Here is a 13,832-nt window from a genome sequence, read left to right on the forward strand (position 1 = left end):
AATCTATCAGTTAATTTGTTTTATTGTGTCGGTGCACTACCCTGAACCTCAGTGCGCGCGCCTTATTGCGGCTTGCAGTCCAGGCTGATGCGCAGCTTGATAATCTCGCGGTTGAACTTGGCGGTGACATCCTTACTCTGCTTGGCCGGTACCTGCACGCGGCGCACCCTGGGGGCTTCCGGACCATTTTGGAACCTTACTTTGCATTGCGCGGGCACCTCACCATAGTTGTTCAAGGTGATCGAGCCCATGTCACGGTCGGTGTCATAGGTGGCGTAGTCGAGCTTGACGCCGTCGAGATGCTTTTCCACGTCAATGGGATAAGCCAAGGCTGTGAGCGGAAGCAGGGCCAGCAGTACAGCACAACATTTCTTCATACGACGCTCTCCATGAAAGAGCGCCAGCTTAGGACAACAGGAGCCGAAGATGAAAGCGCCGCGCGTTACCCTGGATCAGTGGCGGACCCTGCAAGCGGTAGTCGATCACGGTGGATTTGCCCAAGCGGCCGAAGCATTGCACCGCTCGCAATCCTCGGTGAGCTACACCGTGGCGCGCATGCAAGACCAACTGGGCGTGCCACTGCTGCGCATCGACGGGCGCAAGGCGGTGCTGACTGAAGCCGGGAACGTCCTGCTGCGCCGCTCGCGGCAGTTGGTCAAACAGGCCAGCCAACTGGAAGACCTGGCCCACCACATGGAACAGGGCTGGGAGGCTGAAGTGCGGCTGGTGGTTGATGCCGCCTACCCCAACGCCCGCCTGGTCCGCGCCCTGAGCGCGTTCATGCCGCAGAGCCGGGGTTGCCGTGTACGTCTGCGCGAAGAAGTGCTGTCCGGCGTTGAAGAGGTGCTGCACGAAGGCATCGCTGACCTGGCGATCAGCGGCTTCAGCATTTCCGGTTACCTGGGCACCGAACTCAGTTCGGTGGAGTTCGTCGCCGTTGCCCACCCTGACCACAGCCTGCACCGCCTGGGCCGCGAGCTGAATTTCCAAGACCTGGAAAGCCAGCTGCAAGTGGTCATCCGTGACTCGGGGCGCGCGCAACCACTCGATGTGGGCTGGCTTGGCGCCGAGCAGCGCTGGACGGTCGGCAGCCTGGCCACTGCCGCCACCTTCGTCAGCAGCGGCCTGGGCTTTGCCTGGCTACCGCGCCACCTGATTGAACGTGAGTTGCGCGATGGCGTACTCAAGCCTCTGCCGCTGGATCAGGGTGGCAGTCGCCATCCACTGTTCTACCTTTACTCCAACAAGGACAAACCCTTGGGCCCGGCCACGCAGATTCTTATCGAGTTGCTGCGCAATTTCGATACAGCACCCTTGGACGTGCCCTTCGCCGCTCCCGCCCAAGCCTGACAGGAATCACGCCCATGGCCTATTTCGAACATGAAGGTTGCTCGTTGCACTACGAGGAATATGGCCAGGGTGAACCCCTGGTGCTGTTGCATGGGCTGGGGTCGAGTTGCCAGGACTGGGAAATGCAGGTGCCGACACTTGCCCGTCACTACCGGGTGATCCTCATGGACATCCGCGGTCACGGCCGCTCCGACAAGCCTCGCGAACGCTATAGCATTCAGAGTTTCAGCGCCGACCTGCTGGCCCTGCTCGAACAACTGCAGACTGGACCTGTACACCTGGTCGGCCTGTCCATGGGCGGTATGGTCGGCTTTCAGTTCGCCGTTGATCATTCCGAATGGTTACGCAGCCTGTGCATCGTCAACAGTGCCCCGGAGGTCAAACGCCGTACCCGCCAGGAATGGATATTTTGGGCCCAGCGCTGGGCCATGGCACGCCTGCTGAGTCTGGAAGCCATCGGCAAAGGTTTGGCCTCCCGCTTGTTTCCCAAGCCGGAACAAGCCGACCTGCGCCGCAAGATGGCCGAACGTTGGGCGAAAAACGACAAGCGCGCCTACCTGGCCAGCTTCGATGCCATTGTCGGTTGGGGCGTCAGCGAACGCCTGGGGCAGATCCGCTGTCCTACGCTGGTCATCAGCGCCGACCATGATTACACCCCGGTAGACCTCAAAGAGCGCTACGTGCGCCTGATTCCTCAGGCGCGACTGGCGGTCATTGAAGATTCCCGGCACGCTACCCCCCTGGATCAACCTCACGTTTTCAATCAGACGCTGCTGCACTTTCTGGCGGCGTCCACTACCTCTCAAGGAACATTGAGCCCATGCTGAAAAAACTCCTGCTCGCCACCTGCTCGGTCGTTTTCGCCACCAGCCTGATGGCGGCCGATAAAGCACCCCACGTATTGTTCGACACCAGCTTCGGCCAGATTGAAGTGGAACTGGATCCGGTCAAGGCACCGATCAGCAGCCAGAACTTCCTCCAATACGTGGACAGTGGCTTCTACAACAACACCATTTTCCACCGCGTGATCCCAGGCTTCATGGCCCAGGGTGGCGGCTTCACCGAGCAGATGGTGCAAAAGCCAACCAAGGATCCGATCCGCAACGAAGCCAGCAACGGCCTGAAAAACGTCCGCGGCACGCTGTCGATGGCGCGTACTTCCAATCCCAACTCGGCCACCAGCCAGTTCTTCATCAACGTGGCGGACAACGCCTTCCTCGACCCGGGTCGTGACGCCGGTTACGCAGTATTTGCCAAAGTGGTCAAAGGCATGGACGTGGTCGACCAGATCGTCAATTCGCCTACCACGGTCAAGAAAGGCATGCGTGATGTGCCGGTCGACCCGGTGTTCATCAAGTCGGCCAAACGCGTCGACTGACCCAAGGTTTCACAGGGACGTGAACCCAGGCCTTTGGGTCGCAGCAGACAGGAGTTGTCCTTTTCATGTTGTATCGCCGCTTCGAAAAGCTGATCGATATCTTTCGTGAAGCACCCAGCGCGTCACCACCGAGTACGGTGTTGCCGTTCTACCTATACTACCTTCGCCAGGTCTGGCCCAGCTTTGCCGTCCTGTTGGTAGTGGGCCTGATTGGCGCGCTGATCGAAGTGGCATTGTTCAGCTACCTGAGCCGGATCATCGATCTGGCACAGGGCACCCCCAATACCCATTTCTTCAGCGAACATGCTGGCGAACTGATCTGGATGTTGGTTGTGGCCCTGCTCCTGCGCCCGGTGTTTGTTGGCCTGCACGACCTGCTGGTGCATCAGACCATCAGCCCCGGCATGACCAGCATGATCCGCTGGCAAAACCACACCTATGTGCTCAAGCAGAGCCTGAATTTTTTCCAGAGCGATTTTGCCGGGCGCATTGCTCAGCGCATCATGCAGACCGGCAACTCGCTGCGTGATTCAGCCGTGCAGGCAGTGGACGCCCTGTGGCATGTACTGATTTATGCGATCAGTTCGCTGGTGCTGTTTGCCGAGGCAGACTGGCGCCTGATGCTGCCGCTGATCAGCTGGATCCTCTGTTACATTGGCGCGCTCTACTACTTCGTACCGCGGGTCAAAGCCCGAGCGGTGATTTCTTCGGATGCGCGCTCCAAGCTCATGGGCCGTATCGTCGATGGCTATACCAACATCGCCACCCTGAAACTCTTTGCCCACACCGACTTCGAGCAGCAATACGCGCGCGAAGCCATCCGCGAACAGACCGAAAAGACCCAGTTGGCGTCCCGCGTCATCACCAGCATGGACGTGGTCATCACCAGCCTCAACGGCTTGCTGATCGTCACGACCACGGGGCTGGCCCTGTGGCTGTGGACCCAGTCACTGATCACCGTAGGTGCCATCGCCCTGGCCACGGGGCTGGTCATTCGTATCGTCAACATGTCCGGCTGGATCATGTGGGTGGTCAACGGCATCTTCGAAAACATTGGCATGGTTCAGGATGGCCTGCAGACCATTGCCCAGCCGGTGACCGTGACTGACCGCCCCAACGCACCAGCACTTAAGGTCGAACGTGGTGCGGTGAAGTTCGAGAATGTCGGTTTCCACTATGGCAAAAGCAGCCGAATCATCGACGACCTGAACCTGGACATCCGCCCCGGCGAGAAGATTGGCTTGATCGGTCCGTCAGGGGCCGGTAAATCAACGCTGGTCAACCTGCTACTGCGCCTGTACGACCTGGAAGGCGGGCGCATCCTGATTGATGGCCAGGACATTGCTCAGGTGACACAAGCCAGTTTGCGTGCACAGATCGGCATGATCACCCAAGACACGTCGCTACTGCACCGCTCGATCCGCGAAAACCTGTTGTACGGACGACCTGATGCCAGCGAAGAAGAACTCTGGGAGGCGGTACGCCGCGCCCGCGCCGATGAGTTCATCCCTCAGTTGTCCGATGCACAAGGGCGCACTGGATTTGATGCCCATGTCGGTGAGCGCGGGGTCAAATTATCGGGTGGTCAGCGCCAACGCATCGCCATTGCCCGGGTGCTGCTCAAGAACGCGCCGATCCTGATCATGGACGAAGCCACCTCGGCGCTGGACTCGGAGGTCGAAGCGGCGATTCAGGAAAGCCTCGAGACACTGATGCAGGGCAAGACGGTGATCGCTATCGCCCACCGGCTCTCGACCATTGCCCGTATGGATCGCTTGGTGGTGCTGGAGAAAGGCCGGATTGCCGAGATGGGCAGTCATGCTGAACTGTTGGCACATCAGGGATTGTATGCACGACTGTGGCATCACCAGACTGGCGGGTTTGTCGGAATTGACTGAATACAAGGTCAGCCCAACAGGCGGGAGCAACTGTCTGGACTGACCCCGTAGCCGCTGCCGCCGGGCTGCGATCGGGCGTGAAACGGCCGTAAAACCTGGCCACCTCGATTCCTCAGACCCAACGAGGTGCCCGCGTTGCGACTGCCCTGCAGTCGATCGCAGCCTCGTACCTCGGCAGCGGCTACAGCAAGTGTGGGCAATACCAACGTAAGTGCCCTCAAACCTGCCGATAAGGCAATGCGGTATAAGCCTCTTCGGCGTACGCCAACACCCCTACCCGCTCCTGCTCAAGAAACTCTGCCACCGCTCTACGTAAACCCGGGTGCAACAGGTAATGCCAGGAGCGCGTGATCACCGGCTCAAAGCCACGAATCAACTTGTGCTCACCCTGCGCCCCGGCATCAAAACGCTGCAAACCCTCAGCAATGGCAAATTCCATCCCCTGGTAGAAACAGGTCTCGAAATGCAACCTGTCGAATTCATCCAGGCACCCCCAGTAACGGCCATACAAACTGTCACCGCCGACCAGACTGAACGCCATTGCCACATCGCGACCCGCCTGCCGGGCCATGACCACACGAATGGCGCTCGGCATACGCTCAGCCAGCAAGCTGAAAAATGACCGAGTCAGGTAAGGTGCACGACGACGTATCGCATAGGTATTGGCATAGCAGGCAAACACGAAATCCCACTGTGCCTCGCTCAACTCATCGCCACGATACCAACGAAACTCGATGCCCTGCCCCGCCACCTGCTCACGCTCCTTGCGCATTTGCTTACGCTTGCGTGAACTGAGGTTGTCGAGAAAGTCCTGGAAATCCCGATAGCCCTGATTGCGCCAGTGAAACTGGCACCCCAAGCGCTCCATCCAGCCTTCGCGGCCGCGCATCAACGCATCGCCAGCCTCGTCGCTGAAGTTGATATGCGCACCCGACAAGCCTTGCTCCAACAACTGGGCGCTAAGCTGATCAACCAGTTCGGCCGCGCCCTGCGAATCGCCAAGCAAACGCGGACCAGTCACCGGTGAGAACGGCACGGCGCAAAGGAGCTTGGGATAGTAGGCAATACCTGCCCGCTCGCAGGCGTCAGCCCAGCCATGGTCGAACACGTACTCGCCAAAGGAATGGGTCTTCACATAGGCCGGCAACGCTGCACGCAGGTGACCTGTGCCGTCGGTCAACAGCCGATGTGCTGGCGTCCAGCCGGTGCGCCGGCTGACGCTGCCACTGTCTTCCAGACTGCTCAGAAAGGCGTGACACAAGAACGGTTGTTCTGGCGCGACCAGGGCATCCCAGGTGGTGGCATCGAGGTCGGCAAGCTGTTGCAGGATTAGGTTTGGCATGCGCGCAGTCTGCCCCTTCGCGCAGGCAAAAAAAAGCCCCGCAAAGCGGGGCTGAAGATCTAACGGATGAGGAGCGGTAGTGCTTAGAACACGTACTGCGCGCGCATGACAAAACCGTCACCGCTGTCGTCACCGGCAGCGTTCTCGGCATTGTCGACCTTGGTTTTAACGTACACACCGCTGAGCTTGATCGACTCGTTGGCGTACCAGTTGACACCCACGTTGTGAACCTTGGCTTCGACATCATCAACATCGGCGAAAGTACCGTTGTCGTCATCAGTGCTCAGATGGTCATAGCGGTAGAACACTTCCCAGGCGCCAATCTGTTTGTTCTGCGGCTTGATCGCGTCGAATTTACCCAGCTTGTAGCCACGCGCCTCACCGGTGAGGGTGTAGGCCAGTTGACCGTAGTAGCCTTCAGACTTGATGTCGGTATAGGCCGCGTCATCAGCTTGAGTATCACGCTTGATGTACTCACCTTGAACCGAGAACGGCCCCAAGGCCCAGGCAGCTTCCACGTTCCAGGCCTTATCGGTATCGAAAGCGCCGGCCGGCGTATTATTGGCGCCCCCCAGGACCAGACGGTTGCCGTTGCTGCCGGCATCCTGACCACCGTCGGTGCTTACCCCACGCATGCCCAGACGGCTGCGGATACGACCATCGAAGGCGGTGTCGGAAAGGTCACGCTGAGCGTAGTTGAGGCCCAGGTGCAGGACGTTGCCTGCTTCGTGCATCGGTGCGAACACACCGCGCAGGTTGAACTGCTTGGTGCTGTCACCGTCTTCGTCCTGGTTGGTAGCGTCCTTGGCGAACACACCGACCGAACCGTACAACGAGTCACTTGCAGTGCCCGATGCTTGCAGGCCCATGCCGCCGTTGTGCGAGTTGGTCCAGTCGACCAGGTCGTAAGCGGCGGTACGCTCTTGAGCGGTCACCCACTTGGAGCTGGTGGCTTTTTCCAGACCAAACTCAGGATCGAAGCGACCCACCTTGATCGAGACCGGATTGAAACCGTTGTAGGCTAACGAGGCTTCATCGAAGTAACCATCTTCGGAACGGTTGTCACCGCCGGAGTTGTGCGAGAAGTCATAGGCGACTGCATACGCCCAATCCTTGTACATCACACCACCCAGCTCCAGGTAGGCACGGCGGAAGTAGCCGGCATCCGCACTGTTGCCATTGTTGGTGTAGAAACCGTCAAAACTGCTATAGTCAGCCTGGATGCGACCGCCCAGCTTGAAGCTGAATTCCTTGTCGGTGGTAGCGACCTCGAGGCCACCTTTGGTCTTGACTACGATATCGGCGCCGTCGGTAGTCACGGTACCCGCGAAAGCCTGGGCGGTTACGGCCATGGCCAAGGCGCTGGCTGCGAAACCTGCGAAGTGCTTACGGATCATCGAAGAAGCTCCCCTACTTTATGGTCTTGATAATGTTGGAAAAACACGCGACTCAGGCCGCTTGTGCTGGGGAGGAATCTTGGCGGGGGGTTATGTCAGATCAGTGGCTTTTAGATAAATGTTTTATGACAGGGGAACTTTTTACTTCGAATGCGAATAAGCAGGAAAACCCCGTTGCAGGGCCTTCCAGGCTGATGGTCAGGGGGTATCGTGCGGCCGACGGGTGGCAGTCATGCGCTGGACGATTTCGTCAACATCGTCTACTGGTGCTTCCGGCAGCGCCTTGATCGTCGCCTGGGTCAGGCGCATCTGCCGGATGAAGCGTCGGCAGTTTTTGCAGAACAGCAGGTGCTGGCGGGCCAGCAGCTTCTCACCCAGGGTCAGTTGTCCGTCCAGGTAATCGCTGGAGCGGGCGACCAGTTCCTTGCAGCTCAGCATTGGCCGGTTTCCTCGAAGTGTTCCAGGGTGGCAAAAACCTTAAGCCTTGCCCGGTGCAGTAACACGCGGACATTGGAGAGCGAGATATCGAGAAGATTACAGATCTCTTCCAATTCCAGGCCCTGACGCTCACGCAAGATCAGAACGCTGCTTTGCAGCTGTGACAGGCTGAGCAAGGTGTGTTCCAGGCATTCACGCAGCTCATCCTGGCTGAGCAGCCCTTCAGGGGAGTCTTCATGCCAGGAGGAAGGCGCCAGCAACCAATGGCCATCACCGGCGAAGCGCTCGTCACCGACACTGCCATGCGGGGCTGGCAGGTCATCCAGCAGCACCTCGCGGCGGTTCTGCTTATAGCGATTCTTGGCGGCATTGGCGGTTATGGTCAGCAGCCAGGTCTTGAGGCTGGAGCGCCCCTGAAAGCCTGGCAAGCCGCGAACCACAGCCAGCCAGGCATCCTGTACAGCTTCATCAGCCTGGCGACTGCCAAGGATGGCATAGGCCACAGCACGCATCGCGCCCTGGTAGGTGGTCACCAGCGTCTTGAACGCCTGCTGATCACCGCGCAACAGACGTTCAAGCAAGCGTGTTTCAAAGTCGACCGACATCACTACCTCATCCTGAACCTGCTCGATGAACGTCGACGCGTGCGGTTTGTTACAGCCGCACTCAGCGCTTGCGCAGGATCACACTACCGATCGAATAGCCGGCACCGAACGAGCTGAGCACGCCCAGCGAGCCTTTAGCCAGGTCGTCCTGATGCTTGTGCAGGGCGATCACCGAACCTGCCGAACTGGTGTTGGCATAGCTGTCGAGAATCACCGGTGCCTCTTCTACGAGGGCATCGCGACCGAGCAGCTTCTTGACGATCAGGTGGTTCATGCTCAGGTTGGCCTGGTGCAGCCAGAAGCGTTTGACGTCACTGACTTCGATGCTGTTTTCGGCCAGATGCTGGGCAATCAGTTCGGCGACCATCGGGCACACTTCACGGAAGACCTTGCGACCTTCCTGAACGAAGAGTTTGTCCGGCGCACCGATGCCCTCTTCAGCCGCGCGGTTGAGGAAGCCGAAATTGTTGCGGATATTGTTGGAGAACTGGGTCAGCAGTTTGGTGCTGACGATATCGAACTGATGCGCCGAGGTTGCCAGGTCAGCACGTTCCACCAGCACCGCAGTGGCGGCATCGCCAAAGATGAAATGGCTGTCACGGTCACGGAAGTTCAGGTGACCGGTGCAGATCTCCGGGCTGATCACCAGGACGGCGCGGGCCTGGCCCAGTTGCACGCTGTTGCACGCAGTCTGGATACCAAAGGTGGCCGAGGAGCACGCGACGTTCATGTCGAAGCCAAAGCCGTTGATCCCCAAGGCCTGTTGCACTTCGATGGCAATGGCTGGGTACGGGCGCTGCAGGTTGGAACAGGCAACGATCACCGCATCGACATCGGCTGCGGTGCGGCCAGCGCGTTGCAAGGCCTGTTCGGCAGCCGCCACGGCCATCTGGCAGAGAATCGACGGCTCATCGTTGGAACGCTCCGGCAAACGGGGTTTCATGCGCTGCGGATCGAGGATACCGTCCTTGTCCATGACAAAACGGCTCTTGATCCCCGAGGCTTTCTCGATGAAGGCGGCGCTCGATTCGGCCAGCGCCTGCACTTCACCCCGCTCGATGGCTTCGGCATTGTCAGCGTTGAACTGCTGTACATAAGCGTTGAAGGATTCCACCAGCTCTTCGTTGGAGATGCTGTTGGCCGGGGTGTACAGGCCGGTGCCGCTGATGACGACGTTATGCACGGTCGTTCCTCTGTTCAGGGGCCGCTGCCCCCCGGGCAACGGCCTGTTCGATTCGGTCAGCTGGCACGAACGTACCAACTCTTGCGCGCCATATCCCCTGCAAGCGCAACAGCCGCAGGGGATTTACTCGTTAAGCGCTGCTGCCGGCAAGTTGAGCATGGCAGCAGCGAACATCGGCCAAGTGTGCCACAACTACAGGGGGTTAGGCTTCTACCTGAGCCCACTGCTTGCTGAGTCTTTTGTCAGAAACCGGCACTTTGGTACCCAACTGTTGAGCGAACAGCGAGACTCGGTACTCTTCCAGCCACCAGCGGTAGAGCGTCAGCTGTTCGTCACGCTTGCCTTCCTGGGCGTGCTTGTCGGCACGGGCCTTGTACTGCGTCCACAAATTGCCCAGCTCACCGCTCCAGACACGGTCCTTCTGCACTTGCGAACCCAGTTTCTCCAGGCGCAACTCGATCGCCTTGAGGTAGCGCGGCAGCTCCTTGAGCCAAAGCCCCGGAGTTTCCCGGACAAAGCCGGTATAAACCAGGTTGCTCAGTTGTTGCTTGATGTCGTTGAGCGCTACAGCCTGAGCCAGGTCGATCTTGCCCTTGAAGCGCTTTTGCAGACCATGCCAGAGTTTGAGAATGTCCAGGGTCAGACGAGCCAGGCGCTCGGCGTGCTCGGTCCAGCTGCCGCGTTTGCGCTCAGCCAGCGAGGCCAGGCCGGCACCATCACGAGGCAAGGTGCTTTCACCTTCAAGAATGCAGCTGTCGAGGCTGGCCAGAAGGATGTCCTCGACCAACGCTTCGATCCGCCCCAGCTCGCGGTACAGCAGTCCCAGCTCGGTCAAGCCCGGGAGCTTGCCACGCAGGAACTTGGCCGGCTCGGCCAATTGCTGCAGGAGCAGGCGCTGCAAGGCGCGTCGGTGCTGGAACTCAGCCTCGGCCTGGGTTGAGAAACGCCCTTCCTTGACCGTACCGTTCTCTTCAACCAGTGCTGGGTACACCGTCATCGACAAGCCAGCAATCTTCTGCTGGGCGGTTTCGGCAACCTGAGTAAAGGCCTTGGCCTGCACCGGCTGCTGGCTTTTCTCGGTCTGCGGCACCGCCAGCGCAGCCTGGCTGGCAGCGACGAAGCGCGCGGTCAGCTCGGTCAGGTCGCGGCCTTCACCAAGGAATTTACCCTGACCATCGACCACTTCCAGGTTCATCTTCAGGTGACTGTCCACCTGCCCGGCCGCTTCCGCCCAGGCTTCATCACTGACCCGCACCCCGGTCATGCGTAGTAGTTCACGCCCCAAGGCCTGCGGCAACGAGCCCTCGGCGAAGGTCATGCGCTGCAAGGCGGCTTTGATGAAGTCCGGGACCGGTACGAAGTTCTTGCGCAAGGCTTTGGGCAAGTTACGCACCAGCGCAATGCATTTGGCTTCAAGCAAGCCCGGCACCAGCCATTCCAGGCGTTCGCCGGGTAGGCTTGGCAGCAACGGCGCTGGCACCCGCACCGTGACTCCGTCCCGCGGATGGTTGGGCTCAAAGTGATAACTCAAGGCCAGGCTCAAGTCACCCAGACGCAGGGTGTCAGGGTACTGCGCAGCGGTGACCTCGCTGGCTTCACGGGCCAGCACATCCTCCTCCCGCATGATCAGCAGTTGCGGGTCCTTCTGGCTGTTGACCCGATACCAGCTGTCGAAAGTCGCTGTCTGGTGGATCTCTGCCGGCAAGCGCGCTTCGTAGAAGCCGTACAAGGTCTCTTCATCGGCAAGGATGTCCCGACGCCGGGCCTTGGCTTCAAGCTCGTCGAGTTGTTCGAGCAGGCGCCGGTTGGCGCTCAGGCATTTAGCCTTGGACTGAATCTCTCCACCGACCAGTGCTTCGCGGATGAACAACTCACGGGACATCACCGGATCGACCGGGCCGAAATGCACCGGGCGACGACCGACCACGATCAGGCCGAAGAGGGTGATTTGTTCATAGGCCACCACCTGCCCGCGCTTCTTCTCCCAGTGCGGTTCGAAATGGTTCTTCTTGATCAGGTGCGTGGCCAGTGGTTCGATCCAATCCGGCTCGATCTTGGCCACCATGCGCGCATAGAGCTTGGTGGTTTCGACCAGCTCGGCAGTCATGATCCACTGCGGACGCTTCTTGCCCAGACCAGAAGACGGGTGCACCCAGAAGCGCCGCTGGCGAGCCCCCAGGTAATCGCCGTCTTCACTCTTCTGGCCGATCTGGCTGAGCAAGCCGGAAAGTATCGCCTTGTGCAGTTTCGGGTAGTCGGCGGGCTCTTTATTGATGCTCAACTGCAGATCACGGCAGATCAGGCTCAACTGCCGATGGGCATCGCGCCATTCACGCAGGCGCAGGTAGTTGAGAAAGTTCTTCCGGCACCAGTTGCGCAACGGACTGGCGGTCAACGCCTGGCGCTGTTCCTCGAAACCACGCCACAGATTGACCAGCGCGGCGAAGTCCGAGTCGGCATCTTTCCACTGGGCATGGGCTTGATCGGCGGCTTGCTGACGCTCTGGCGGACGCTCGCGCGGATCTTGCACCGACAAGGCACTAGCGACGATCAGCAACTCATTAAGGCTACCCTGCTTGGCGCCTTCGAGCAGCATGCGGCCCAAGCGTGGGTCGACCGGCAAGCGCGCCAGCTGGCGCCCGAGCGGGGTCAGCTGGTTCTCACGGTTGACCGCCGAAAGCTCCTGCAACAGGTTGAAGCCATCGCTGATCGCCTTGCCATCCGGCGGCTCGATAAACGGGAAGGCATCGATCTCACCGAGGCGCAAGTGCAGCATCTGCAGGATCACTGCCGCCAGGTTGGTGCGCAGGATCTCCGGATCAGTAAATGCCGGTCGCGCGTTGAAATCCTCTTCGCTGTACAGGCGCACACAGATGCCCGGCTCAACCCGGCCACAGCGGCCCTTACGCTGATTGGCACTGGCCTGGGAGACCGCCTCAATTGGCAGGCGCTGGACCTTGGCCCGGTAGCTGTAACGGCTGATCCGCGCGGTACCGCTGTCGATCACGTAGCGAATCCCCGGCACCGTCAGCGAGGTTTCTGCAACGTTGGTCGCCAGCACCACACGACGGCCAGGATGGGACTGGAAAATCTTCTGCTGCTCAGCCGGTGACAGCCGTGCATACAACGGCAAAATTTCGGTGTGACGCAGTTGAGCCTTGCGCAGCATGTCGGCAGCGTCGCGAATCTCGCGCTCACCGGGCAGGAACACCAGCACATCACCTGGGCTTTTGCGTTCGCTGCGCTCAAAGGCAGCAATTTCGTCGAGGGTGGCGAGAATCGCCTGATCCACCGTCAGGTCGTCTTCAACCCGGTTGCCCTCTTCGTCCTGCTCGCTGGTCAGCGGCCGGTACCAGGTTTCCACCGGGTAGGTGCGCCCTGACACTTCGATGATTGGCGCATCGTTGAAGTGCTTGGAGAAACGCTCCAGGTCAATGGTCGCCGAAGTGATGATGACCTTGAGGTCTGGGCGCCGTGGCAGCAGGGTCTTCAGGTACCCGAGCAGGAAGTCGATGTTAAGGCTGCGTTCGTGGGCTTCGTCGACAATGATGGTGTCGTAGCGCTCAAGAAAACGATCATGCTGGGTTTCGGCCAGCAGGATACCGTCAGTCATCAGCTTGACCAGGGTGTTGGCGTCGCTCTGGTCTTCGAAACGCACCTGGTAACCGACCAGCGCCCCCAACGGCGTACCGATTTCCTCAGCCACCCGCGTGGCCACGCTACGCGCGGCAATCCGTCGTGGCTGGGTGTGGGCAATCAGGCCATGTTGGCCGCGCCCCAGTTCCAGGCAGATCTTCGGTAATTGGGTGGTTTTGCCCGAGCCGGTTTCACCGGCGATGATCAGCACCTGATGCTCGGCCAGTACCTTCTTGATCTCGTCACGCTTGGCGGCAATCGGCAAGCTGTCGTCGTAACGGATGCTCGGCACGCTCAGCTTGCGCGCGTTGACCTGGGCGCAGGACGCCTGGACCTTCTCGACCCACTGGGCCAGCTTGGCTTCGTCCGGACGCTTGCGCAGTTCATGCAACTGCCGACGCAAGCGATGGCGCTCGGCAATCATGGCATGGTCGAGGTTTTTCAGCAGTTGATCGATAGCGTGGTCAGTCATGGGGGCTTTTTAGTCGTGCAGGTGAGCCTGCTTTTTCATGATCGGCATAGGAAGGGCTGCGATTGTCGCAGATTTGCCCCCGCTCGGCACGGCTGGCGCTCACCAGGTGATTGTTTAGTCACGAGCAACCTGA

The 13,832-nt window shown here is 59.7% G+C and carries 11 protein-coding genes; 4 read left to right on the forward strand and 7 right to left on the reverse strand.

What is annotated here, in order from left to right; all coding sequences use genetic code 11:
• Nucleotides 1-62: 62 nt before the first annotated feature.
• Complete coding sequence (locus tag CX511_RS19425) at nucleotides 63-377, reverse strand: hypothetical protein (RefSeq protein WP_045187526.1); 315 nt, start codon at nucleotides 375-377, stop codon at nucleotides 63-65.
• A gap of 49 nt (nucleotides 378-426) precedes the next feature.
• Between CX511_RS19425 and CX511_RS19430 the strand changes: the two genes are divergently transcribed.
• The 4 genes from CX511_RS19430 to CX511_RS19445 all read left to right on the forward strand — a co-directional run bounded on the left by CX511_RS19430 (nucleotide 427) and on the right by CX511_RS19445 (nucleotide 4,626).
• On the forward strand, nucleotides 427-1,350 hold the full coding sequence (locus tag CX511_RS19430; protein ID WP_045187528.1) for a PA3225 family LysR-type transcriptional regulator: 924 nt from the start codon (nucleotides 427-429) through the stop codon (nucleotides 1,348-1,350).
• 14 nt (nucleotides 1,351-1,364) lie between these two features.
• Nucleotides 1,365-2,177: an alpha/beta fold hydrolase gene (locus CX511_RS19435; RefSeq protein ID WP_045187530.1), complete on the forward strand. Its 813-nt coding sequence runs from the start codon at nucleotides 1,365-1,367 to the stop codon at nucleotides 2,175-2,177.
• Entirely contained in the window at nucleotides 2,171-2,728 is a 558-nt protein-coding gene (locus CX511_RS19440; RefSeq protein ID WP_101292403.1) for a peptidylprolyl isomerase, read from the forward strand. Before CX511_RS19435 ends, CX511_RS19440 begins: the two co-directional genes overlap by 7 nt.
• 65 nt (nucleotides 2,729-2,793) lie before the next feature.
• Nucleotides 2,794-4,626: an ABC transporter ATP-binding protein gene (locus CX511_RS19445; protein WP_045187534.1), complete on the forward strand. Its 1,833-nt coding sequence runs from the start codon at nucleotides 2,794-2,796 to the stop codon at nucleotides 4,624-4,626.
• A 217-nt stretch (nucleotides 4,627-4,843) separates the two neighbouring features.
• On the opposite strand, the gene CX511_RS19450 is transcribed toward CX511_RS19445, so the two are convergent.
• The 6 genes from CX511_RS19450 to hrpA all read right to left on the reverse strand — a co-directional run bounded on the left by CX511_RS19450 (nucleotide 4,844) and on the right by hrpA (nucleotide 13,699).
• Nucleotides 4,844-5,968, reverse strand: coding sequence for a GNAT family N-acetyltransferase (locus CX511_RS19450; protein ID WP_101292401.1), 1,125 nt, complete (start codon nucleotides 5,966-5,968; stop codon nucleotides 4,844-4,846).
• Nucleotides 5,969-6,051: 83 nt separating this feature from the next.
• Complete coding sequence (locus CX511_RS19455) at nucleotides 6,052-7,365, reverse strand: OprO/OprP family phosphate-selective porin (protein WP_045187540.1); 1,314 nt, start codon at nucleotides 7,363-7,365, stop codon at nucleotides 6,052-6,054.
• Between the two features lie 198 nt (nucleotides 7,366-7,563).
• On the reverse strand, nucleotides 7,564-7,803 hold the full coding sequence (locus CX511_RS19460) for an anti-sigma factor family protein (protein WP_045187542.1): 240 nt from the start codon (nucleotides 7,801-7,803) through the stop codon (nucleotides 7,564-7,566).
• Nucleotides 7,797-8,408: an RNA polymerase sigma factor gene (locus CX511_RS19465; RefSeq protein ID WP_045187544.1), complete on the reverse strand. Its 612-nt coding sequence runs from the start codon at nucleotides 8,406-8,408 to the stop codon at nucleotides 7,797-7,799. The genes CX511_RS19460 and CX511_RS19465 overlap by 7 nt, the downstream gene beginning before the upstream one ends.
• Nucleotides 8,409-8,469: 61 nt before the next feature.
• On the reverse strand, nucleotides 8,470-9,591 hold the full coding sequence (locus CX511_RS19470; protein ID WP_101292399.1) for a beta-ketoacyl-ACP synthase III: 1,122 nt from the start codon (nucleotides 9,589-9,591) through the stop codon (nucleotides 8,470-8,472).
• A 202-nt stretch (nucleotides 9,592-9,793) separates the two neighbouring features.
• On the reverse strand, nucleotides 9,794-13,699 hold the full coding sequence (hrpA, locus tag CX511_RS19475) for an ATP-dependent RNA helicase HrpA (protein WP_101292397.1): 3,906 nt from the start codon (nucleotides 13,697-13,699) through the stop codon (nucleotides 9,794-9,796).
• Nucleotides 13,700-13,832 lie beyond the last annotated feature (133 nt).

The organism is Pseudomonas sp. S06B 330 (assembly GCF_002845275.2).
In the GTDB taxonomy this organism is placed as follows: Bacteria; Pseudomonadota; Gammaproteobacteria; order Pseudomonadales; family Pseudomonadaceae; genus Aquipseudomonas.

Bases quoted from the DNA above. Each gene is read 5' to 3' on its own strand.
- CX511_RS19425 (WP_045187526.1), bottom strand. From the start codon at position 377: ATGAAGAAATGTTGTGCTGTACTGCTGGCCCTGCTTCCGCTCACAGCC.
- hrpA (WP_101292397.1), bottom strand. From the start codon at position 13,699: ATGACTGACCACGCTATCGATCAACTGCTGAAAAACCTCGACCATGCC.
- CX511_RS19460 (WP_045187542.1), bottom strand. From the start codon at position 7,803: ATGCTGAGCTGCAAGGAACTGGTCGCCCGCTCCAGCGATTACCTGGAC.
- CX511_RS19435 (WP_045187530.1), top strand. From the start codon at position 1,365: ATGGCCTATTTCGAACATGAAGGTTGCTCGTTGCACTACGAGGAATAT.
- CX511_RS19430 (WP_045187528.1), top strand. From the start codon at position 427: ATGAAAGCGCCGCGCGTTACCCTGGATCAGTGGCGGACCCTGCAAGCG.
- CX511_RS19455 (WP_045187540.1), bottom strand. From the start codon at position 7,365: ATGATCCGTAAGCACTTCGCAGGTTTCGCAGCCAGCGCCTTGGCCATG.
- CX511_RS19465 (WP_045187544.1), bottom strand. From the start codon at position 8,408: ATGTCGGTCGACTTTGAAACACGCTTGCTTGAACGTCTGTTGCGCGGT.
- CX511_RS19440 (WP_101292403.1), top strand. From the start codon at position 2,171: ATGCTGAAAAAACTCCTGCTCGCCACCTGCTCGGTCGTTTTCGCCACC.
- CX511_RS19450 (WP_101292401.1), bottom strand. From the start codon at position 5,968: ATGCCAAACCTAATCCTGCAACAGCTTGCCGACCTCGATGCCACCACC.
- CX511_RS19445 (WP_045187534.1), top strand. From the start codon at position 2,794: ATGTTGTATCGCCGCTTCGAAAAGCTGATCGATATCTTTCGTGAAGCA.